The sequence below is a fragment of the Micromonospora sp. ATLC20 genome (genome assembly GCF_057196585.1).
Window position 1 is genome coordinate 1 of the sequence record NZ_JBXUOV010000095.1, and the last position, 21997, is coordinate 21997.

The window sequence follows — 21997 nt, forward strand, 5'->3', positions numbered from 1 at the left end:
AGCCGGGGCCGCCACAGCCGGCGTGCCGCCGAGGCGCCCGGGAACGGTCCGCCGAGCAGCTCCCGGCGGCCCTGCCGCCAGCCCGCGGTCAGCAGATTCGCGTACGCCGCCCGGCGCTGCGGCGGCACCGACAGCCGGTGCAGTTCGTAGCGGCGGCGCAGGCCACCGGTGGTCAGCTCGTGCTCCACCGGCACGTCGAGGCGGCCCAGCAGCTGCCGCATCCGCTGCGCCGCGTCCTCGCGGTTGAACTCGGCGATCCCGCCCCGGTGCGGTCCGGAGTCGAGACGGCGGACGTCGGCGGCCGGTGGCGGCGTGCAACGCACCATGCAGGCGACCTCGAAGGCGTCGGTCAGGGTCAGCCAGTCCAGCGGCGGCGGCGACGGGCGCGGGCGGTCGAGCAGCGTGGTGAGCATCGGCGCGGCTCCTCGGTCAGAGTCGGGGTACCTCTACCGTCGCTGCCGAGCGCCGGACCGGGAACCGATGCGCCCCAGCCTTGAGCAAAATTTGCGGGAAGCCCGCGGCTCAGAGTTCGGTGACCACCAGGTCGACCTGCCGGGGCCGCCCAGCCGCCCGGGGCGCCTCCTCGACCGTGTACTTCAGCTCCCGCAGCGCCCCCACCAGCGCGTCGGCGGTACGCGGCCGGGCGTCGGCGAGCAGCAGATCCCGCACCAGCCGGCCCTTCGTGGCCTTGTTGAAGTGGCTCACCACCGACCGGGCCGGCGTGCCGTCCACGGTCCGTTCGTGCAGTACCCGTACCGTCACCGTGCGTTCGGCGAGCACGCCGCGCGGCGTCCAGGTGGCTGCGTACGCGCCGGACCGCAGGTCCAGCACCGGACCGCGTCCGGCGGCGGGCTCCAACACCGGGCCGAGCGCCTCCCGCCAGTACGCCGACAGCGCCCCGAGCCCCGGCAGCCGCGCCCCGATCGGGCAGCGGTACGGCGGGATCCGGTCGGCGAGGCGTACCGCGCCCCACAGGCCGGAGCTGATCAGCACCTGGCGGCGGGCCGCCCGCTGCGCGTCGGGCGGCAGCGTGTCCAGGCCGAGCGCCTCGTAGAGCACCCCGGTGTAGAGCCGACCGGCCGGTGCGGTGGCCGCCTCGCGCAGCCGGGCGTTGCGCCGCAGCTCGCCGCGCTGCCCCTCGGTGAGGCCCAGCGCGGTCCGGGCCGCCGTCTCGTCCGGCCCGGAGCACAGGTCGACGAGCGCGGTCAGGACCGCCTCCCGGGCCGGGTTCAGCTCGGTCAGGGACAGCCGGGACAGGTCCAGCCGGCGGCCGGTGCCGGCCTCGGCCTTCCCCTCCGACGGGGGCAGCAGGATGAGCACCGGCACAGCGTACGGGCCGGGGTCAGCGCCACGGTCGCACGGCACGGTCGGGGTGGTACACGCGACTGCCGCCCACCTCGGCCACCACCGCCGCGTCGGCACGGTCGCCCAGCAGCCGTCGCAGGGTGCGTTCGGCGGGGGAGTCGACGGCCAGCACGTACCCGGGCCGGTCCGCGCGCGCCACCCGCTGCCAGTACGCCGGATAGCGGTTCTGCCCGGGCGTGAGCGCGCCGTCGAGCACACCGCAGGCGACGGTCTCCCCGGTGTTGAAGATCAGCCGGTTGCAGGTCCAGTAGTCCCCGTACACCTCGTGCAGACCGGCCTGCCGCACCGTGTCGGCCAGGCGGCGGGCGGTGCGCTCCTCGTCCCGTACGCCCGGCACGCCGGGCAGGAACGCCACGGTCCCGGCGACAGTGGCGGCGGTCAGCGCGGCCAGCACCACCGCCGCCGTGGCGCCGCCCAGCCGGGCCGCCCGTCCGGCGGTGCCCCGCACCGCGTGCGCGGCGGCCAGCCAGAGCGGCCACAGCACGGCCGGCAGCGAGATCTGGAGCACCGACAGGTAGCGGGCGTTGCCGAGCGGGTCGGTCGCGGCGAGCGGGCTGCGCACGTACGCCAGAAGTGTCAGCGCCGCGCCCACGACCAGCGCGAGGATCGCCACGGCCCGGACCCGCGCGGCGTGGTCGGCGGCCCGGCGGTACGCGACCACGCCGAGCGCGGCGGCGGCCACCAGCAGCACCGGATAGAGCACGCCGAACCACTGCGCCCAGCGCGCGCAGCCGTCCATCGGGCACATGCCCGACGCCAGCGGCACCCCCTCCAGCAGCCCGCCGCGCAGCCGCTCGGCGAGCGAAGGCGCGACCCCCTCCTTGGTGCTGATCTCGCGGAACACCGACAGCGAGTCCTGCCCGGGTGGCGCGACGAGGTTGTCCTTGACCATCGGGGCGATCCCGGCCAGGAAGCCCACGACCAGCAGCACGCCCGGCCAGCCGATCAGGTCCCGGGGCACTGCCACCGCGAGCACCACGGCGGCTACCAGCAGGTACGGCGCGATCAGCCAGTCCGACCACAGCGCCAGCCCGGCGAGCAGCCCGAACGCGCCGGTGGCCAGCCAGTGGTGCCGGACCCGCCGGTCGCCCAGGGCCACCGCGAGCAGCAGCATCGCCAGCACCGCCGGCTTCACCTCCGGACGGCCGCCGACGGCGGTGAGCTGGTCGCGGACCACCCGTTCCGAGCCGAGCGCGAGCAGGCCCACCACGACCACCGCGAGCCAGGGGGAGAACAGGCGGCGGGTCAGCCGGTACGCCAGCCACAGGAAGACCGCGAAGAGCGCGAGCAGCGGCAGCCGCAGCAGCGGCCAGCTCGGCCCGGCCCAGCCGACCAGCGGCGCGGCCAGGTACGACTCCAGCACGCCCATGTAGCGCTGGCCGTAGAGGAAGACCGGCCGCTCACCACCGCCGGCGATGTGCAGCGCGGCCAGGCCGAACGTGGCCTCGTCGCTGTTCGACGCGGGCACTGTGAGCAGTGTCAGCACCAGCCGGTAGCCGACAGCCGCGGCGCCGAGCAGCAGCGCCACCAGCGCCGGCGCGTCCGGACGTGGCAGTACCCGGTCCCGCTTCGTCGTCGACACGACAAACGCCCCCGTCGTCGTCCCGACCGCAGTCTGTCACGGCGGCGCCCGCCGCCGGGTCGGATCGGCGTGGATCACTCGCGTGGCCCGGCCGGTCCGGTTGTGGCACTGTTGCCGTGTGCCGCCCACACCACCGGACCAGCTTGCCGTTCCGCAACTGCACCGCGCCGCGCGCTTCGAGGACGCCGTGCACGGCCTGGTGGAGCGCCGGTTGCGGCGCACCGGGTGGCAGCCCAACATCATCGCGTACGCGGGCTACGGCGCCCCCGGCTGGGCGCGCGTGCTCTGCCGCGTGCTGCTCGGGCGTCCGGACACCCGGCGCCGGGGCCGGCTGGACAAGGTGCGGGGCTGGCGCAGCTTCGCCACGCTGCCCGCCAAGCACGTGAAGGTGACGATCGAGGCCGACGGCGTGCGCCAGGAGGTGACCGCCGACCGCAGCGGCTTCGTCGACACCGTGATCGAGGCCGACTTCGCCCCCGGCTGGGGCTGCGTACGCCTCAGCGTCGCCGATGCCGAGCCGGTGGAGGCGCTGGTCCGCGTCCTCGACCCGGCGGTGCGCTTCGGCATCCTCTCCGACATCGACGACACCGTCATGGTGACCGCGCTGCCCCGGCCGCTGCTCGCCGCGTGGAACACGTTCGTGCTGGACGAGCACGCCCGCACCGCCGTGCCCGGCATGGCCGTGCTGTACGAGCGGCTGGCCACCGCCCACCCGGGCGCGCCGGTCTTCTACCTGTCCACCGGCGCCTGGAACGTCGCGCCGACACTCACCCGGTTCCTGTCCCGCCACCTCTACCCGGCCGGGCCGCTGCTGCTCACCGACTGGGGGCCGACCGCCGACAGGTGGTTCCGCAGCGGCCGGGAACACAAGCGGGCCACGCTGGCCCGGCTCTCCCGGGAGTTCCCCGAGGTGCGATGGCTGCTGATCGGCGACGACGGGCAGCACGACCCGGAGATCTACCGCGAGTTCGCCGCCGCGCACCCGGACAACGTGGCCGGGGTGGCGATCCGGCGGCTGTCCCCGACCCAGTCGGTGCTGGCAGGCAGCCTGCCCGCGCCGGCCGGCCGGTCGTCATCGGGCCCGATCGGCCAGAAGTGGCTCAGCGCCCCCGACGGCGCCGGCCTCTGGAAGCTCCTCCGAGAAGCCGACCTGGTCTGACTCCTGCGGTCGCGCCCGCGGCGACGGGCGGTCGCTCAACACGGTGCGTAGTCACGCCCCAGGAAACTACTTCCCGCGACGGTTATGACTCAGAGGCATAAATATGCCTCTGGGTCATAACGCTCAAACCGAGAACCTCCCGCCGGCCCTGGTAGTACCGGCGAGGGTGATCTGCCGACCGGGAGCAGGGTGCGGTGCGGACCGGTCGCCGATCGGGTCGGCTGACCACCGGGCGCCGCCGTCAGGCCGGGCGGAGCCAGAGGACGCCCAGTGGCGGCACGCGCAGCGCCACCGACGCGGGCAGGCCGTGCCACGGCACGTTCTCGGCGTGCACCTCGCCCAGGTTGCCCACGCCGGAACCGCCGTAGTGGTGGGCGTCGGTGTTCAGCGCCTCGGTCCACGTACCTGCTGCCGGCAGGCCGATCCGGTAGTCCTCCAGCGGGGTTGCGGAGAAGTTCGCCACGCACACCAGCGTCTGCCCGTCCGGGGCGATCCGGATGAACGACACCGCGTTGTTGGCGACGTCGTCCCCGGCGATCCAGCGGAAGCCGGCCGGGTCGGTGTCCTGCGCCCAGAGCGCCGGGCTGGCCCGGTAGACCCGGTTCAGGTCGGCGACCAGCCGCTGCACGCCGGCGCGGGCCGGATCGTGGGTGAGGTACCAGTCGAGGCCCCGCTCCTCGCTCCACTCCCTGTCGTCGGCCAGCTCGCAGCCCATGAACAGCAGTTGCTTGCCCGGGTGCGCCCACATGTACGCCAGCAGCGCCCGCACGGTGGCCAGCCGCTGCCAGGTGTCGCCGGGCATCTTGCCGGCCAGTGACCCCTTGCCGTGCACCACCTCGTCGTGGCTGATCGGCAGCACGTAGTTCTCGCTCCACGCGTACGCCAGCGAGAACGTGAGCTGATGGTGGTGGTGCTGGCGGTAGATCGGGTCCTTCGAGGTGTAGAGCAGGGTGTCGTGCATCCAGCCCATGTTCCACTTGAACCCGAACCCGAGCCCGCCCTCCGAGGTCGGCTTCGTGACGCCGGGCCACGCCGTGGACTCCTCGGCGATCATCAGTACGCCCGGGTGGTGCCGGTAGACGGTGGCGTTCACCTCCTGGAGGAACGCGATGGCCTCCAGGTTCTCCCGGCCGCCGTGCACGTTCGGCGCCCACTGCCCGTCGGAGCGGGAGTAGTCCAGGTAGAGCATCGAGGCCACCGCGTCCACGCGCAGCCCGTCGATGTGGAACTCGTCCAGCCAGTAGAGCGCGTTGGCGACGAGGAAGTTGCGGACCTCGTTGCGGCCGAAGTCGAAGACGTACGTGCCCCAGTCGGGGTGCTCGCCGCGACGCGGGTCAGGGTGCTCGTACAGCGGGGTGCCGTCGAAGCGGGCGAGCGCCCACTCGTCCTTCGGGAAGTGCGCCGGCACCCAGTCCAGGAGCACGCCGATGCCGGCGGCGTGCAGCCGGTCGACGAGGTGGCGGAAGTCGTCCGGGTCGCCGAAGCGGGCGGTCGGCGCGTAGTAGCCGGTGACCTGGTAGCCCCACGAGCCGCCGAACGGGTGCTCCATCACCGGCAGGAACTCCACGTGGGTGAAGCCCATCTCCAGCACGTACGCGGTGAGCTGATCGGCCAGTTCCCGGTAGCCGAGGCCGGGGCGCCAGGAGCCCAGGTGCACCTCGTACACGCTCATCGGCTCCTGGTGCGGCGCCTGCCGGGACCGGCGCGCGAGCCAGTCCGCGTCGCCCCACTCGTACCGTGACTCGTGCACCACCGACGCGGTGGCCGGCGGCACCTCGGTGCGCGCGGCCATCGGGTCGGCCTTGTCCCGCCACCGGCCGTCGGCGCCGAGGATGCGGTACTTGTAGCGGCTGCCCACCGGCATGCCGGGCACGAAGATCTCCCACACGCCGCTGGACCCGAGCGACCGCATCGGCCACCCGTCGTCGGGCGCCCAGCCGGTCACGTCGCCGATCAGCCGCACCGCGCGGGCGTTCGGCGCCCAGACGGTGAACGCGACGCCCTCGTCGAACACACGGGCGCCGAGCGCCGCCCAGAGCCGCTCGTGCCGGCCCTCGCCGATCAGGTGCAGGTCGAGGTCGCCGAGCGTGGGCGGATAACGGTACGGGTCGTCGTGCGTGGTGCCGTCCACCTCGACCCGGTAGTCGAGCACCTCGCCGGGGAGCACCGCCTCGAAGACACCGGCGTCGTGGACCCGCTTCATCGGGTGCCGTTCGCCGCCGGCGAGCACCGTCACCTCGCCCGCGCCCCGGCGCAGCGTCCGGATCGTGGTGCTCCCGTCGGCCGGATGTGCGCCGAGCACGGCGTGCGGGTCGTGTACCTCGCCGGTGATCAGCTGGTCCATCGGGCGTCGTCCTTGTCGGCCGGTGCGGTCGGGGCGGTGCCGCCGGAGAGGTCGGCGGGTACGTCTTCCACTGTGAGGTCGGGCGCGGCCGGCTGCTCCGGCTCGGCGGCGGCCGGCGCGGCCGGCTGCGTCGGCTCGGGTGCGGCCGGGCGGCGCACGGTGAGCACGTGCGCCGGTTGCAGGTACGGGTCGAGGCGCACCACGTTGCGCTGTCCCCAGTCGTACTCGGCGCCGGTCAGCTCGTCGCGCACGGTGAACCGCTCGTGCCAGTCCAGGCCGAGCGCCGGCATGTCGAGCGTGGTGTTGCCCCACTGCACCTCGCGGGAGTCGAACGAGCAGACCACGATCACCGTGTTGCCGGTCTCCGGGTCGTGCTTCGACCAGCACAGCAGCGCCGGGTTGTCGATGTCGTGGAACCGCAGGTTGCGCAGCCGGTGCAGGGCGGGGTTGTCCCGGCGTACCCGGTTCAGCGTGGTGATGAACGGCGCCAGCGACCGGCCCTGCGCCAGCGCGGCGTCCCAGTCCCGGGGCCGCAGCTCGTACTTCTCGTTGTCGAGGTACTCCTCGGCGCCCGGCCGCGCCACGTGCTCGAACAGCTCGAACCCGGCGTACATGCCCCAGGAGGGGGACAGCAGCGCCGCCAGCACCGCGCGGATCTTGAACATCGGCGGGCCGCCGTGCTGCAACGACGAGTGCAGGATGTCCGGCGTGTTCGGCCAGAAGTTCGGCCGCATCCAGTCGACCGAGGCGACCAGTTCCTCGCAGTACTCCCGCATCTCGGCCGCCGTCGTACGCCAGGTGAAATAGGTGTACGACTGGGTGAAGCCGACCTTGCCGAGCCCATGCATGATCGCCGGCCGGGTGAACGCCTCGGCCAGGAACAGCACGTCCGGGTCGACCTTCTTGACCTCGGCGATCAGCCAGTGCCAGAAGTCGAACGGCTTCGTGTGCGGGTTGTCCACCCGGAAGATCCGGATGCCCTCGCCGACCCAGTGCAGCACCACCCGCAGCACCTCGGCCCGGATGCCCTCGGGGTCGTTGTCGAAGTTCAGCGGGTAGATGTCCTGGTATTTCTTCGGCGGGTTCTCCGCGTACGCGATGCTGCCGTCGGCCCGAGTGGTGAACCACTCCGGGTGCTCGGTGACCCACGGATGATCCGGCGCGCACTGCAACGCCAGGTCCATCGCCACCTCCAGCCCCTGCTCGGCGGCGGCGGCGACGAAGTCCCGGAAGTCCTCCGGCGTACCCAGGTCGGGGTGGATGGCGTCGTGGCCGCCCTCGGCCGCGCCGATCGCCCACGGCGAGCCCACGTCGTCCGGCCCGGCGGTGAGCGCGTTGTTGCGGCCCTTGCGGTTGACCCGGCCGATCGGGTGGATCGGCGGCAGGTAGAGCACGTCGAAACCCATCGCCGCGACACCCGGCAGCCGCTCGATCGCGGTGGCGAACGTGCCGGAACGCGCGGGCGCGTCGACTGTGGCGGGAATCGCGCCCTCGGAGCGGGGGAAGAGCTCGTACCAGGCGGAGAAGAGCGCCCGCGGCCGATCCACCCACAGCGTGCGCTCCTCGCCGGTGGTGACCAGCTCACGCACCGGGTGCGCCCAGAGCAGGTCGGCCAGATCCAGCGCCGCGCTCACCCGCCGCGGCAGGTCCAGGTCGTCGTCGGCCAGGGCCCGCACGGCTTCGCGTACGCGATCCCGGTCAGCCTTCGGCACCAGGTCGAGCGCGGCGGTCAGCACGCGTACGCCCTCGGCCAGGTCGTTCGCCAGCTCGGCCGCGCCCTGGCCGACGGCGAGCTTCTTGGTGACCGCGTTCTGCCAGGTGAGGTACGGATCTCCGAACGCCTCCACGGCGAAGCGCCACAGGCCCACCGCGTCCGGGCGGATGGTGGCGTGCCAGCGGTCCTGCCCGGGCTCGCCCGGACGCATCCGGGTGAACGGGCGGGCCGCGCCGTCCGGGCCGAGCCAGACCACGTTGCACCCGAGCGCGTCGTGGCCCTCGCGATAGGCCCGTGCCGACACCGGCACGACCTCGCCGACCACCGCCTTGGCCGGGTAGCGACCGCAGGAGACGACGGGGGAGACGTCTTCGATCGGGAACCGTCCAGTCACCCGCTCAACCTACTGCGCGAGATCCTCTCGCGCTCGGTTGCGCGCTGCTTCCACGGCGACGCGCCCGCCCGGGTGGGCGGGCCTGCCGGGTCAGCGCCGGGCCCGCCACGCCTTGGCACGCCGCATGTAGCGCAGCACCCCGGCCGGCCCGGTGGAGACGGGCCAGTCGTCGGTGCGGAAGTAGGCGTCCGAGCCGCCGTCCAGGAAGATCACCGAACCGCAGAGGAAGTCGGCGGCCGGCGACAGCATGAACGCCACCCACTCGCCGACGTCCGCCGGCTTGCCGCGCCCGCCGATCGGCACCGGCAGCCCCTCGACCGCCTCCTTCTCGCCCCGGGCGATCTGCTCCTCCAACAGCGGGGTGGCGATGATGCCGGGGGCCAGGACGTTCACCCGGATGCCGGCGCCGGCCCACTCCGGCGAGATCGCGGCGCGGCGTGCCCACCGCGTCACCGCCAGCTTCGAGCTCGCGTACGCGAACGGCGCCGAGCGCTTGCCGAAGCGCCCCACCACGCGCAGCGCCCGGTCGGCGTCGCGGTCGAGCAGGGCCCGCACGGCGCGCTCCGGCACCATCGGGGTGAGCGTGACGGAGTTCGAGCCGAACACCACGACCTTGCTGTTGCCGGCGGCGGCCAGCGCCGGTCGCCACGCCTCGAGCAGCTCCACCACGCCGAAGAAGTTGACCTGCTGCACGAGCCGGTCCCGGCCGGGGATGCCGCCGAGCCCGGCGGCGCAGACCGCCCCGTCGAGCCGCCCTCCGGCGCGCTCCAGCACCTCGGTGGCCGCCGCCGCGCGCCCGGTCGGCGTGGAGAGGTCGGCGACGACCTCCACGTCCCGCAGGTCCACGCCGACGACTGTGTGCCCGTCGCGCCGCAGCCGCTCGGCGGACGCCCGGCCCATGCCGGAGGCCGCGCCGGTCACCGCGTACGTACCCATGTCGGTTCCTCTCCGCTTCGCCGACTGTCGGTCCGGGTCGGCCCCGTGCGTCCTGCCGGATGCTGGCACGCCGGGCGGCCCCGGGTGCGGCGAAACCGTGCCTATTCCGCCGTCCGGCGGCCCTCGGCCCGGTCGGCGGCGGGGAGCCTGCCCGCCGCGTGCCGCCCGACGACGTAGCCGTAGACCAGGCCCTGGCCGATGGTCGCCCCGGCCCCCGGGTAGGTGCTGCCGAAGGCGTTGGCGGCGGCGTTGCCGATCGCGTACAGCCCGGGGACCGGTGTCCCCGCGTCGGACAGCGCCCGGCCGAGGCCGTCGGCCCGGATCCCACCGCAGGTCCCGAGGTCGGACAGGACGACCCGGACGGCGTACAGGGTGCCGGCCAGGGGCCGCAGGTTCGGGTTTGGCGTCACCGTCGGATCGCCGTAGTAGCGGTCGTACGCGCTGGCGCCACGCGCGAAGTCGTCGTCGACGCCGGTGGCGGCGAGCTGGTTGAACCGCGCCAGGGTGGCGCTCAACGCGTCGGCGTCCACGCCCATCGACCGGGCGAGGTCACCCGGGGCGCCCGCGCGATGCGCGATGCCCGCCGCGTACCAGGACTTCGGCAGCGGGGCGCGGGGGAAGTGCGTGCCGGCGAAGACGTAGCTGTTGCGGTACCGCTGGTCGAAGACCAGCCACATGGCCGGCAGCGCCCCGCCCTCGCGGGCGAGGCCGAGCACCCGCTGCCCGAACGTCATGTAGTCGCAGGACTCGTTGACGAACCGGCGGCCCGTGCCGTCCACCATGAGCGACCCGGGCAGGGAACGCTCGGCGAGGAGCACCGACGGCGCGGCGTCGCCGACCGGCGCGACGGCGGGGAACCACCACGCCTGCTCCATCAGGTCGGTGCCGGCGCCCACCTCCTGGGCGGCGCGGATCCCGTCGCCGGTGTTGCTGTCCGCGCCGAGGCTCCAGTCGCCCAGGTCGCGGTGGTGGTGGACGTGCCGCAGCGGCAGGTCGTGGTCGAAGCCGCCGGTGGCGAGCACGACACCTCGCTCGGCCCGTACGGCGAACGTCGTCTCCCCGTGGCGCAGCTCGGCCCCGACGACCCGGTCTCCCTCGACCAGGAGCCGCTCCAGCGCCGTCTCGGTCCACACCGGGATGCCGGCGCGGCGGACGCCGGCGAACAGGCCGGCGGCGATGGCCTGGCCGCCGGCGGCGTACTCGCGTCCGAGCGCGAGGCCGCCGAGGCCCTGGGCGAGGCGGCTCACGATGCGGGGCAGCGCGCGAACAGGGGTCTTCGCCATCAGGTTGAGCCACTTGTAGTCCGCGCCGGTGACCGGCATGGGCACGGGCGCGGAGAGGACGGCGGGACGCAGCCGCGCGCGGTCGGCACCGAGGACCTTCAGGTCGAGCGGGCGGCACTCGCAGCTACGGCCCTCGGCGGTGCCGCCGGGCAGCTCCGGGTGGTAGTCGGAGTAGCCGCGGGCCCAGAGGAACCGCATCGGGGTGGTCCGCGTGAGCATCTCGATCGTGGCGGTGCCGTGTTCGAGGAAGCTGCGCCAGCGCTGTTCGGGCGCGGAGCCGTCCACGACGGCCTCCAGGTAGGCCGCGCCGCGCTCGGACGTGTCCCCGGAGCCCTCGGCGGCCAGCACCGGATTGGCGGGGATCCAGAAGGCGCCGCCGGAGCGCGCCGTGGAGCCGCCGACCCAGCGCGACTTCTCCACGACCACCACGGAGAGGCCGGCCTCGTGGGCGCTGAGCGCGGCGGCGAGGCCGGTGCCGGAGCCGATCACGACGAGGTCGACCGAGGTCGGCCCGGGCTGCCGGGGTACGGGCATCGGGGAACTCCTTGCTACGGGGCGACGACTTGCTACGGGGCGACGACGGGCCGGGTACCGGCGGCGACGAGCGCCGTCGTCCCCTCGGCGTCCAGGGGGCAGTGGGTGCCGGTGAAGATGCTGGCGGCGCAGAGGTTGCAGTGGGTGCAGCGCGACCGGGTGGTGGCGTCACGGCTGATCTTGTTGATCAGATCCGGCTCCCGGAGCAGGGCGCGGGCCATCGCGACGTACTCGAAGCCGTCGCTCATGGCCGTGCGCATCCCGTCGAGGTCGGTGACGCCGCCGAGCAGGATCAGCGGCATGGACAGCTCGCGGCGGAACTGGAGCGCGAGGTCGCGGAAGTAGAGCGGCTGGTAGGGGTAGTCGCGGAACAGGAACCGGCCGAACGTCTTCATCCCGAGCCGTAGCAGCGGCGGCTGGGGCGCGGCCATCGCCGCGAGCGGGATGTCGCCCCGGAACAGGAACATCGGGTTGAGCAGCGAGGACCCGCCGGTGAGTTCCAGAGCGTCCAGGTGCCCGTCGGCCTCCAGCGTCCGGGCGAACGGAATCGACTCGTCGAGGTCGAAACCGCCGCGTACGCCGTCGCTCATGTTCATCTTGGCGATGACGGCCACGTCGTCTCCGACTGCTTCCTTGACGGCGGCCAGGATCCGGCGCGGGAACTCGGCGCGGTTGGCCAGCGCACCGCCGAACTCGTCGCGGCGCCGGTTGAGCTTCGGCGACAGGAACGATCCGGCGAGGTAGGTGTGGCCCAGGTGCACCTCGACGGCGTCGAAGCCCACCTCGCGCGCCGCCGCGGCGGCGCTGCCGTGTGCGGCCACGACGCGGTGGATGTCGTCGTGCGTCGCGGCGCGGTCGAAGCCCATCGCCAGGGGGTTGAACCGCGCCGACGGGGCCAGCGAGGGCAGCCCGTTCGAGCGGGAGTTGGCCACCGGCCCGGCGTGCCCGATCTGGGCGCTGACCTTGGCGCCGGTGGCGTGCACCGCCTCGGTCAGCCGCCGCAGCCCGGGCAACGCCTCGGGCCGCCAGTAGACCTGGCCCCGTTCGGTACGCCCCTCGGGCGCGACGGCGAGGTAGGCGACAGTCGTCATGCCGACGCCGCCGCGGCCCACAGCGGTGTGGTACTCGATCAGGCGGTCGGTGACCAGGGCGTCCGGGGTCGCCCCCTCGAAGGTGGCGGACTTGACGACCCGGTTGCGCAGGCGAACCGGACCGAGGGTGGCGGGGGCGAGCGGGTCGGGAATCGGGCGCGTGGTGGTCACGGGGCTTCCTCGGGTGTGGTGATGCGGATGTCCAGCAGACGCAGCAGGGCGTCGACGGCGTGGGCCGGCGAGCCGTCGGGGCCGCCGCGGGCCCAGTCGTACAGCGCGGCCTGGGCCGCCTCGCGGTACGCGGTGGCGACGGCGTGGCAGATCGCGCTCGGCGCTCCCGGTCGACGCCGGGCGATCTCCCGGGCGAGGGCCTCGGTCCAGGGCGCGTAGGCGCGGGCGGAGGCGTCCGCCAGTTCGGGTTCCTCGGCGACGACCCGCATCCAGTACCCGCCCGCGCTGAGCACGAGCGCGTCGTCGGAGACGGAGGCGACCACGGCGGCGCGCAGCGCGTCGGACAGCGGGACGTCGAGGGGCAGCGCGCGGAACGTCTCGGTCAGCCGCCGCGTGGCGGCGGGCACCCCCACCCAGGCGAGGGCGGCCTTGGACGGGAAGTGCCGCATCAGGGTGCGGGCGCTGATCCCGGTGGCCGCGGAGAGGTCGTCCCAGCCGGTGGCGCCGTAGCCGCGCTCCGCCCAGAGCCGCAGGGCCGCGGTGCCGACCGCTTCGGGATCGAGCACCGTGGGCCGGCCACGTCGGCGCCGCGCGGGCGGGTTGTCCGAGGCCATGCGGCCAGTGAAGCATTTTTGTCGGGAAGCGTCAATAATCGGCGACCGCCCGGCGACGTGACCGCGCGCTCCGCCTCTAGCCCGTCCGCTGCGCGACGAACACGAACTCCCGATCGGGGCGATCAGGCGCCTGCCGCACGTCGAGCACCCGGTATCCGGCGGCGGTCAGGCTCGACTCGACGTCGTCGCGGTCGCGGAACCGCAGCGTCGAGTCCGACGTGACCACCGTCCCGTCGGGCAGGAACCGGTAGGTGAAGCGGAAGGAGACGAACGGCAGGTCGATCGCGGTGACCCGGAAACGCCGTTCCACCCGCCCGACGCCCGGGACGGATCGGATGACCGGGCCGGTGTCCGTCGCCCACTCCTCCCAGGCGCGATGGTCGGGACGCCGGGTCTCGAAGACGAGATGCCCCTGCGGTCGGAGCGCGGCGTGGATGCTCTGGAGCGTCCGTCCCCAGTCGGCGTCGGTCAGGAAGACCTGCGCCACGTTCCCGGTCATCGTGGCCAGGTCGGCGCTGAGCGCGGGCAGCGCCGTGGCGTCGCCGTGGATCCAGTGGACCGCGCCGGCCACGTCCTTGGCCCGCGCGACGTCGAGGGACGCCCCGGCCGGGTCGACGCCGACGACCGCGTACCCGTGCCGGGCCAGCAGGACCGCCAGCGACCCGGTCCCGCAGCCCACGTCGAGCACCGTGCGCGCGCCCAGCTCACTGGCGAGCGTCACGTAGGCGGCCAGGTCGTCCCGGTCGGGGTCGAAGGCGTCGTAGACCGGCGCGAGACGCGGATGGGCGAAGATCGCATCGGGCATCCGGCGACCCTACCCAGGCTTGTGACACGTATCATCTGTATTACGTGACCGGAGGACCGCGATGAGGTTGAACAGCAAGGGGCAGGTGACCATCCCGGCTGAGCTGCGCGCTCGGCTCAATCTGCACGAGGGCGACGAGGTGGACGTGATCGAGGAGGGCGGTGCCCTACGCATCGTGCGCGTCGATGACGCGGAAACCCGTGGGCGACGCCTGGTCCGACACATGCGTGGGCGCGGCGCTGCTCGAGAAGTCGAGGGCATGTCGACGGACGAGCTGATGGAACTGCTCCGTGGCGAGTGAGCGGGTCCGGGCCGTGGCAGGCCGAGCCACCGACACGGTCGCGACCCTCGTCGACACGAATGTCCTGTTGGACATCTTCACCGACGACCCGAAGTGGGCGGACTGGTCCGGCGACGCCCTGGCCGCTTCTCGTGATGCCGGCCTTCTGGTGATCAACCCGATCGTCTACGCGGAGGTGTCCGTGCGCTTCGCGCGCGTGGAGGACCTCGACGACGCGCTGCCGGCCGCCGACTTCCTTCGCGAGGAACTGCCCTACCCGGCCGGTTTCCTGGCCGGCAAGGCGTACGTGCGGTACCGGTCGCGTGGGGGTGCCAAGCGTTCGCCGATCGCCGACTTCTACATCGGCGCTCACGCAGCGGTCTGCCACTACCGTCTGCTGACCCGCGACAGCAGCCGCTACCGCAGCTACTTTCCCGGACTGACCTTGATCGCACCCGACGACTGACCTCCTTGCACCCCCACCGAGCGGTACACCTCGAGCGTCTGACGGGCGATCGCGTCCCAGGAGAAGTGCTCCACCGCCCGCCGCCGCCCAGCCGCCCCGAACGCCGCGATCCGGTCCGGGTCGGCCAGCAGCTCGTTCATGCGCGCGGCCAGGTCGGCCACGAAACGCTCCGGGTCCAGCGGCGTGCCGGAGCCGTCGCCGGCCTGCTCGATCGGCACCAGCAGCCCGGTCTCGCCGTCGGCCACCACCTCCGGGATGCCGCCCGTGGCAGTCGCCACCACTGCGGTCTCGCAGGCCATCGCCTCCAGGTTGACGATGCCCATCGGCTCGTAGACGGACGGGCAGGCGAAGACCGTGGCGTGGGTGAGCACCTGGATCACCTCGTGCTTGGGCAGCATCGCCGCCACCCAGATCACCCCGGACCGGGTGGCCCGCAGCTCCGCCACGAGACCCTCCACCTCGGCCGCGATCTCCGGGGTGTCCGGCGCGCCGGCGAGCAGCACCAGCTGGGTGTCTGCGGGCAGTTCCCGGGCCGCCCGCAGCAGGTACGGCAGGCCCTTCTGCCGGGTGATCCGCCCGACGTAGACCACGCTGGGCCGCGCCGGGTCGATGCCGAGCCGGTCGAGCACGTCGGTGCCCGGGTCCGGAGCGTACTGCGCGGTGTCGATGCCGTTGTAGACCACGCGTACCCGGTCGGGGTTCACCGCCGGGTACGCGGTGAGCACGTCGCGCCGCATGCCCGCGCTCACCGCGATGATCGCGTCGGCCGCCTCGAACGCGGTCCGCTCGCACCAGGAGGAGAGCGCGTACCCGCCGCCGAGCTGCTCGGCCTTCCACGGCCGCAGCGGCTCCAGGCTGTGCGCGGTCACCACGTGCGGCACCCCGTGCAGCAGCTTCGCGGTGTGCCCGGCCAGGTTGGCGTACCAGGTGTGGCTGTGCACCACGTCGGTGCCGGCGGTCCCGGCGGCCATCTCCAGGTCGACGCCCATGACGCGCAACGCGGCGTTCGCGCCGGCGAGCGCGGCCGGTTCGGCGTACGCGGTGACGCCCTTCTCGTCGCGCGGCGCGCCGAAGCAGTGCACCCGCACGTCGGCGAGGTGGCGCAGCTCACGGGCGAGGTATTCCACGTGCACACCGGCGCCGCCGTACACCTCCGGCGGGTACTCGCGGGTGAGCATGTCGACGCGCATCGGTGCCATGCCCGCACCCTAGTGCAGAGCGCCACGTCGCACGCGGTGGCAAGTGTGGGCGTCCGAGTGGTGAAGTCGGGTCCGGGTCGTTAGCGTCTGAGCATGGCTGCCAAGGTGCTCGCGATCGTCCTGGCCGGCGGGGAGGGCAAGCGCCTGATGCCCCTGACGACCGACCGGGCGAAGCCCGCCGTCCCCTTCGGCGGGATGTACCGCATGGTCGACTTCGTCCTGTCCAACCTGGCGAACGCCGGCTTCCTCAAGATCGTGGTGCTGACCCAGTACAAGTCGCACTCGCTGGACCGCCACATCACCAAGACCTGGCGGATGTCGACGCTGCTCGGCAACTACGTCACGCCGGTGCCCGCGCAGCAGCGCCGCGGCCCGTGGTGGTTCGCCGGCTCGGCCGACGCGATCTACCAGAGCTTCAACCTCATCAACGACGAGCAGCCCGACTACGTGATCGTCTTCGGCGCCGACCACATCTACCGGATGGACCCCCGGCAGATGGTCGACGACCACATCGCCTCCGGGGCCGCGGTGACAGTCGCGGGCATCCGGCAGCCGCTCGCGATGGCCGACCAGTTCGGCGTGATCGAGGTCGGCGAGGACGGCAAGCGGATCCGCGCGTTCCGGGAGAAGCCCACCGACGCGGTCGGGCTGCCCGACGCGCCGGACGAGATCTACGCCTCGATGGGCAACTACGTGTTCACCACCCGGGCGCTGTGCGAGGCGGTCGAGCGCGACGCGGCGGACAAGACGAGCAAGCACGACATGGGCGGCAGCATCATCCCGATGCTCGTCGAGCGCGGCGAGGCCAACGTCTACGACTTCAAGGACAACGAGGTGCCCGGCAGCACCGACCGCGACCGCGGCTACTGGCGGGACGTGGGGACGCTCGACTCGTTCTACGACGCGCACATGGACCTGATCAACGTGCACCCGGTGTTCAACCTCTACAACTTCGAGTGGCCCATCTACACCGAGCAGCCGCCGTACCCGCCGGCCAAGTTCGTGCACGCCTGGGGCGAGCGCGTGGGCCGCGCGGTCAGCTCGATGGTGTCGCCCGGCTCGGTGATCTCCGGCTCGCTGGTGGAGAACTCGATCGTGGCGCCGAAGGTGAAGGTGCACTCCTGGGCGCACGTCGACGGCGCCGTGCTGATGGAGGGTGTCCAGATCGGCCGCCACGCGGTCGTCCGGCGCGCGATCCTGGACAAGAACGTCCACGTCCCGGAGGGCGCCGAGATCGGCGTCGACCTGGAGAAGGACCGCCAGCGCTACACCGTGTCCGACAACGGCATCGTCGTCATCGGCAAGGGCCAGCGCGTCGAGCCCTGAGCAGTCCCCACCGCATCACCGAGGAGGATCCCGCAGTGGCCCACCCCCGTGCCGGCCGGCCCGCCCAGCCCGACGACCTGGTCGACGTGCCCCGGCTGGTCACCGCCTACTACGCCGAGCACCCGGACCCGGACGACCCGGCGCAGCAGGTCTCCTTCGGCACCTCCGGGCACCGCGGGTCCAGCCTGCGCAACGCCTTCAACTCCGACCACATCCTCGCCGTCACCCAGGCGCTCTGCGACTACCGCCGCGAGCAGGGCCTCTCCGGGCCGCTGTTCCTCGGCCGGGACACCCACGCGCTCTCCGCGCCCGCCGAGGCCGACGCGCTGGAGGTCCTCGCCGCCAACGACGTCACCGTGCTGCGCGACAGCCGCGACGGCTACACCCCGACGCCCGCCGTCTCGCACGCCATCCTCACCCACAACCGGGGGCGCACCAGCGGCCTTGCCGACGGCATCGTCATCACCCCGTCGCACAACCCGCCGTCCGACGGCGGGTTCAAGTACAACCCCACCCACGGCGGGCCCGCCGACACCGACGCCACGAAGTGGATCCAGGACCGCGCGAACGCCATCCTCGCCGCCGGGCTCAAGGAGGTGAAACGCATCCCGTACGCGCGGGCGCGCGCCGCCGAGACCACCGGGGAGTACGACTTCCTCGCCCGGTACGTCGACGACCTGCCCGCCGCGCTGGACATCGACGCGATCCGCGACGCCGGGGTGCGCATCGGCGCGGACCCGATGGGCGGGGCGAGCGTGGCGTACTGGGGTGAGATCGCCGAACGGCACCGCCTCGACCTCACCGTGATCAACCCGCTCGTGGACCCGACCTGGCGGTTCATGACGCTCGACGGCGACGGCAAGATCCGGATGGACTGCTCCTCGCCGAACGCGATGGCCTCGCTGATCGCCGCCCGGGACGACTACGCGGTCTCCACCGGCAACGACGCCGACGCCGACCGGCACGGCATCGTCACGCCCGACGGCGGCCTGATGAACCCCAACCACTACCTGGCCGTGGCGATCGGCCACCTGTTCCGTACCCGGGAGCAGTGGGGCCCGGCCGCGGCGGTGGGCAAGACGCTCGTCTCCTCCTCGATGATCGACCGGGTCGCGGCCGACCTCGGCCGGCCGCTGCTGGAGGTGCCGGTCGGGTTCAAGTGGTTCGTGCCCGGCCTGCTCGACGGCACCGTCGGCTTCGGCGGCGAGGAGAGCGCCGGCGCGTCGTTCCTGCGCCGCGACGGCGGCACCTGGACCACCGACAAGGACGGCATCCTGCTCTGCCTGCTCGCCGCCGAGATCATCGCCACCACCGGCCGTACGCCCAGCGAGCACTGGGCCGAGCTGGCCGACCGCTTCGGCGCGCCCGCGTACGCCCGGATCGACGCGCCTGCCGACCGGGCGCAGAAGGCCGTCCTGGCGAAGCTGTCGCCGGAGCAGGTCACCGCCACCGAGCTGGCGGGTGAGCCGATCACCGCGATCCTCACCACCGCGCCCGGCAACGGCGCGGCGATCGGCGGGCTCAAGGTGACCACCGAGTCGGGCTGGTTCGCCGCCCGCCCGTCCGGCACCGAGGACGTCTACAAGATCTACGCCGAGTCGTTCCAGGGCCCGGAGCACCTGGCCCGGATCCAGGAGGAGGCCAAGGCGCTGGTCGACGGCGTGCTCGCCACCGCCTGACCCGGCTCAGCGGGGCGGGGGCAGCTCCCGGCGGTTGAGTTGCTCCCGCAACCCGTCCGGCAACAGCTCCCGCAACTGGTCCGGCAGCAGCGGCAGGTCCAGCAGGCTCAGTTTGAGCTGGTTGCGCTCCTGGTAGCGGCGCGGGTCGAGGCGGACCACCCGGCCGGCGTCCTTGACGTACCGGATGTGCACCGAGCCCTCGGTCGCCGCCTGCCGGATCAGCAGGCCGTCCATCTCCACCGCCACCGGCGCCGAGTCCGCCCGCAACTCCAGGTGCACCGTCTCGTGCGCGGAGAGCAGCACCGAGCGGGAGATCCCGGCCATCGGCGCGGACGGCGTCACCACCATCGCCTCAGTGGCCGGTGAGATCAGCGGCCCGCCCGCGGCATAGCTGTACGCGGTCGAGCCGGTCGGCGTGCTCACCACCAGCGCGTCGCAGCGGTAGTAGCCGTACCGCTGGCCGTCCACCGCCAGGGTGGCCGTGACGAACCCGGCGCCGGGCTGCCGGACCAGGGCGATGTCGTTGAACGCCACCACGTCGTCGCCGCAGACGTCGCAGGCCAGGCAGGCGTGCGACTCGACGGTGAAGTCGTGCTCCACCAGCCGCTCCAGCGCCCGGGGCAGATCCGGCGGTTCCACCTCGACCAGGAAGCCGACCCGGCCCAGATGTACGCCGAGCACCGGCTTCGGGTCGCGGACGGCCAGGCGCAGCGCGCCGAGCATGGTGCCGTCGCCGCCGATGCTGATCAGCGCGTCGCAGCGGTCGGCCAGCCCGTCCGCCGCGATCGCCTCCACCGCTGCCGGTACACGGGCGCGGTCCTCGGCGCGTACCGCGAGGGTGATCCGGTGCCGGGCGGCCCAGTCCGCGACGATCCCCACCACCTCGGAGACGTCCCGGGTGGGGTGCAGCACCAGACCCAGCACGTCACCCGCCACCGCTACAGCTCACCACACCGGGACCGGACCAGGACCGGAGCGGGCGGCGGTGATCCGAAATCCCCCTTTGGGGTGGTACTGAACACTATGGTGTGAACATGCCGGTCCCGTATGGTGTCCAGTCGATCGTCCCCGCCTCCGGCGTGGGAGTGCCGTCCCGTGCGGACGCGCCGGATCTCCGGGTCCGCCTGGCCACCGTCGCGGACGCGGAATGGCTGGCCGAGGTCAGCCGGTCGTCGTTCGCGCGGCATCTGCACGACTACCTGACCTCGGCCCAGCCCGGCGTCGGCCGGTTCTGGGAGGTCGTGCTCGCGCACCCGGAGTCGTTCCCCGGCCGGTGTTTCCTGGTGGCCGAGGACCAGGACGGCCGGCGGCTGGGCTTCGCCGACCTGACCCGGGTCGAGCCGGGCCTGGCGCACCTGTCCTACATCTGCGTGGTGGAGGCCGCCCGAGGCCGCGGCGTCGCCCGGGAACTGCTGCGCGCGTACGCCCGTGCCCATCCCGACCTGCCGTCGATGCGGCTGGACGTGTTCGCCGACAACGCCCCGGCCCGGGCGCTCTACGACCGGCTCGGGTTCGCCGGCGACTCCACGACCACGTGGTGGGTCGCCGACCTCGCGCTCGGCGGGGTCGCGCCCGCAGCCGACGTCCGCTTCGACGGGCTGCACGCGGCCCGGGCCTGGCTCGACACGTACGGCTTCGGTGAGCTCACCGTCGTCGCCGGAGACGCCACCCATGTGCTGGGGCGGCCGAGCCCGCGGGTGCTGCGGTGCTTCGACCCGGCGACGCTGCGACGGCCGGCGGTGGTCGCCGCCGTGGTCCGGGCCTTCCCCGGCATCGACCGCGTCCTGGTCATGACACCCGGCGAGGACGCGCCGCCCAGCGCGGTCGGCCCGCTGCGGGCCGTCAACCGCTCGCTCAGGATGTCCACCTCCGAGATCCGCGCCAGACTGGAGCTTCCGTGACGCAGACGATCCCCAAGACCGCCACCGACCCGGGTGCCTTCCGCACGCCGAGCCTGTTCTACCGGGCGGCCCGGGAGGGCATGCGCGACCTGCTCGCCCAGCCCGAGGTCTGGCGCGGCGACCGGCGCGACATCCTGCTGCCGTCGTTCATCGGCTGGTCCGCCAACGAGGGCAGCGGCGTCTTCGACCCGGTGACCGAACTCGGGCTCGACCCCGGCTTCTACGACCTGACCGAGGACCTCGCCGTTGACCTGTCCTCGCTGGAGGCACGGCTCGCGGAGCGTCCCTACGACGTCGTGGTGGTCATCCACTACTTCGGCCGCACCGAACGGGCGATCGGCCGGATCCGGGAGCTGACCGACAGGCACGGCGCACTGCTGCTCGAGGACCTCGCACACGCGTGGTTCACCCACGCGCTCGGCGGTCCGGCCGGCCGTACCGGCGAGGTCTCGCTCTACTCCCTGCACAAGATGCTGCCGATGCCCGGCGCACGCGGCGGGATGATCACCTACCGCGACCCGGGCCGGCTCACCGGTCAGCGGGAGACCGAGCCGGACCTGTCCCGGCACGTGCTCGACCACGACACGCTGGGCATCGCCGCGCGGCGGCAGGAGAACTTCCGCGCCCTCACCGCGTTGCTGCGCGACCTGCCCGAACTCGGCGGCGCGTTCGAGCTGATGTGGCCCGAGCTGGCGCCGGACGACGCCCCGCAGACGCTGCCGGTACGGATCCTCGGGACCGGCCGGGAGAACCGCGACCATGTCTACGCCGAGATGAACCGCGAGGGCTTCGGCATGGTCAGCCTCTACCACACGCTCATCGAGCAGTTGCGGGACCATCCGTCGATGGCACGGCTGTCCCGGCAGATCATCAACTTCCCCGTACACCAGGACGTCGCACCGGCCGACTACCCGGCGCTGGTCGCGAGCTTCCAGCGGGCGCTGGGCACACTCCCCGAGCGCGGCGCGCTGGCGCCTGCGGGACGTCCGGCGGCGCCGGCCCAGAGCGGCGCCTCGGCGCCGCGACCGTCCGGCGTGCCCACCGGATCGGCCTGAACGCGCGTCGGGGGGGGGGGGGGGGGGGGGGGGGGGGGCGGGGGGGGGGGGGGGGGGGGGGGGGGGGGGGGGGGGGGGGGGGGGGGGGGGGTGGCGGTG

The 21997-nt window shown here is 73.3% G+C and carries 18 protein-coding genes and 1 pseudogene; 7 read left to right on the top strand and 12 right to left on the bottom strand.

The window, feature by feature from the left end; all coding sequences use genetic code 11:
- The 3 genes and pseudogenes from AC2CHG_RS19570 to AC2CHG_RS19580 form a co-directional block, all read right to left on the bottom strand.
- Nucleotides 1–413, bottom strand: a pseudogene (locus tag AC2CHG_RS19570) (hypothetical protein); the annotation flags it as partial.
- A gap of 109 nt (nt 414–522) precedes the next feature.
- Complete coding sequence (gene yaaA, locus AC2CHG_RS19575) at nt 523–1326, bottom strand: peroxide stress protein YaaA (RefSeq protein WP_262012411.1); 804 nt, start codon at nt 1324–1326, stop codon at nt 523–525.
- A gap of 16 nt (nt 1327–1342) precedes the next feature.
- A complete protein-coding gene (locus tag AC2CHG_RS19580; protein ID WP_262012220.1) occupies nt 1343–2947 on the bottom strand; it encodes a hypothetical protein in 1605 nt (534 codons plus the stop codon).
- Between the two features lie 82 nt (nt 2948–3029).
- Between AC2CHG_RS19580 and AC2CHG_RS19585 the strand changes: the two genes are divergently transcribed.
- Nucleotides 3030–4106: an App1 family protein phosphatidate phosphatase gene (locus AC2CHG_RS19585; RefSeq protein ID WP_402808103.1), complete on the top strand. Its 1077-nt coding sequence runs from the start codon at nt 3030–3032 to the stop codon at nt 4104–4106.
- A 241-nt stretch (nt 4107–4347) separates the two neighbouring features.
- On the opposite strand, the gene glgB is transcribed toward AC2CHG_RS19585, so the two are convergent.
- From glgB to AC2CHG_RS19620, 7 genes are all read right to left on the bottom strand, one after another.
- Complete coding sequence (gene glgB / locus AC2CHG_RS19590; RefSeq protein ID WP_484525305.1) at nt 4348–6450, bottom strand: 1,4-alpha-glucan branching protein GlgB; 2103 nt, start codon at nt 6448–6450, stop codon at nt 4348–4350.
- Complete coding sequence (locus tag AC2CHG_RS19595) at nt 6438–8558, bottom strand: alpha-1,4-glucan--maltose-1-phosphate maltosyltransferase (protein WP_484525306.1); 2121 nt, start codon at nt 8556–8558, stop codon at nt 6438–6440. Before AC2CHG_RS19595 ends, glgB begins: the two co-directional genes overlap by 13 nt.
- A 90-nt stretch (nt 8559–8648) precedes the next feature.
- Nucleotides 8649–9494, bottom strand: coding sequence for an SDR family oxidoreductase (locus AC2CHG_RS19600; RefSeq protein ID WP_262012224.1), 846 nt, complete (start codon nt 9492–9494; stop codon nt 8649–8651).
- 101 nt (nt 9495–9595) lie between these two features.
- Nucleotides 9596–11311, bottom strand: coding sequence for a 3-ketosteroid-delta-1-dehydrogenase (locus tag AC2CHG_RS19605; RefSeq protein WP_262012225.1), 1716 nt, complete (start codon nt 11309–11311; stop codon nt 9596–9598).
- 32 nt (nt 11312–11343) lie between these two features.
- The gene (locus AC2CHG_RS19610) at nt 11344–12573 is read right to left on the bottom strand and encodes an NADH:flavin oxidoreductase (protein ID WP_262012226.1); all 1230 of its coding nucleotides are present in this window, start codon (nt 12571–12573) and stop codon (nt 11344–11346) included.
- A complete protein-coding gene (locus tag AC2CHG_RS19615) occupies nt 12570–13187 on the bottom strand; it encodes a TetR/AcrR family transcriptional regulator (RefSeq protein ID WP_262012227.1) in 618 nt (205 codons plus the stop codon). The genes AC2CHG_RS19610 and AC2CHG_RS19615 overlap by 4 nt, the downstream gene beginning before the upstream one ends.
- Before the next feature lie 76 nt (nt 13188–13263).
- Nucleotides 13264–13992: a class I SAM-dependent methyltransferase gene (locus AC2CHG_RS19620; RefSeq protein WP_262012228.1), complete on the bottom strand. Its 729-nt coding sequence runs from the start codon at nt 13990–13992 to the stop codon at nt 13264–13266.
- A 61-nt stretch (nt 13993–14053) separates the two neighbouring features.
- Between AC2CHG_RS19620 and AC2CHG_RS19625 the strand changes: the two genes are divergently transcribed.
- Nucleotides 14054–14293, top strand: a complete 240-nt coding sequence (locus AC2CHG_RS19625) for an AbrB/MazE/SpoVT family DNA-binding domain-containing protein (protein WP_262012229.1) — start codon at nt 14054–14056, stop codon at nt 14291–14293.
- Nucleotides 14283–14738, top strand: coding sequence for a type II toxin-antitoxin system VapC family toxin (locus AC2CHG_RS19630; protein WP_262012230.1), 456 nt, complete (start codon nt 14283–14285; stop codon nt 14736–14738). Before AC2CHG_RS19625 ends, AC2CHG_RS19630 begins: the two co-directional genes overlap by 11 nt.
- Here AC2CHG_RS19630 and glgA read toward each other — a convergent pair.
- Nucleotides 14699–15937, bottom strand: coding sequence for a glycogen synthase (glgA, locus tag AC2CHG_RS19635; protein WP_463839798.1), 1239 nt, complete (start codon nt 15935–15937; stop codon nt 14699–14701). The genes AC2CHG_RS19630 and glgA overlap by 40 nt on opposite strands.
- A gap of 93 nt (nt 15938–16030) precedes the next feature.
- Here glgA and glgC point away from each other — a divergent pair, with 93 nt between their 5' ends.
- Nucleotides 16031–17263 (top strand): glucose-1-phosphate adenylyltransferase, encoded by a 1233-nt coding sequence (glgC, locus tag AC2CHG_RS19640; RefSeq protein WP_262012232.1) that lies wholly within the window; start codon nt 16031–16033, stop codon nt 17261–17263.
- A 35-nt stretch (nt 17264–17298) separates the two neighbouring features.
- Nucleotides 17299–18942: a phosphoglucomutase (alpha-D-glucose-1,6-bisphosphate-dependent) gene (pgm, locus tag AC2CHG_RS19645; protein WP_262012233.1), complete on the top strand. Its 1644-nt coding sequence runs from the start codon at nt 17299–17301 to the stop codon at nt 18940–18942.
- Between the two features lie 6 nt (nt 18943–18948).
- On the opposite strand, the gene AC2CHG_RS19650 is transcribed toward pgm, so the two are convergent.
- Nucleotides 18949–19878, bottom strand: coding sequence for an NAD(+)/NADH kinase (locus tag AC2CHG_RS19650; RefSeq protein ID WP_357208516.1), 930 nt, complete (start codon nt 19876–19878; stop codon nt 18949–18951).
- 98 nt (nt 19879–19976) lie between these two features.
- Between AC2CHG_RS19650 and AC2CHG_RS19655 the strand changes: the two genes are divergently transcribed.
- Together AC2CHG_RS19655 and AC2CHG_RS19660 are read left to right on the top strand one after the other, a co-directional pair.
- Nucleotides 19977–20843, top strand: a complete 867-nt coding sequence (locus AC2CHG_RS19655; protein WP_402808129.1) for a GNAT family N-acetyltransferase — start codon at nt 19977–19979, stop codon at nt 20841–20843.
- The gene (locus AC2CHG_RS19660) at nt 20840–21898 is read left to right on the top strand and encodes a DegT/DnrJ/EryC1/StrS family aminotransferase (RefSeq protein WP_357208520.1); all 1059 of its coding nucleotides are present in this window, start codon (nt 20840–20842) and stop codon (nt 21896–21898) included. The genes AC2CHG_RS19655 and AC2CHG_RS19660 overlap by 4 nt, the downstream gene beginning before the upstream one ends.
- Nucleotides 21899–21997 lie beyond the last annotated feature (99 nt).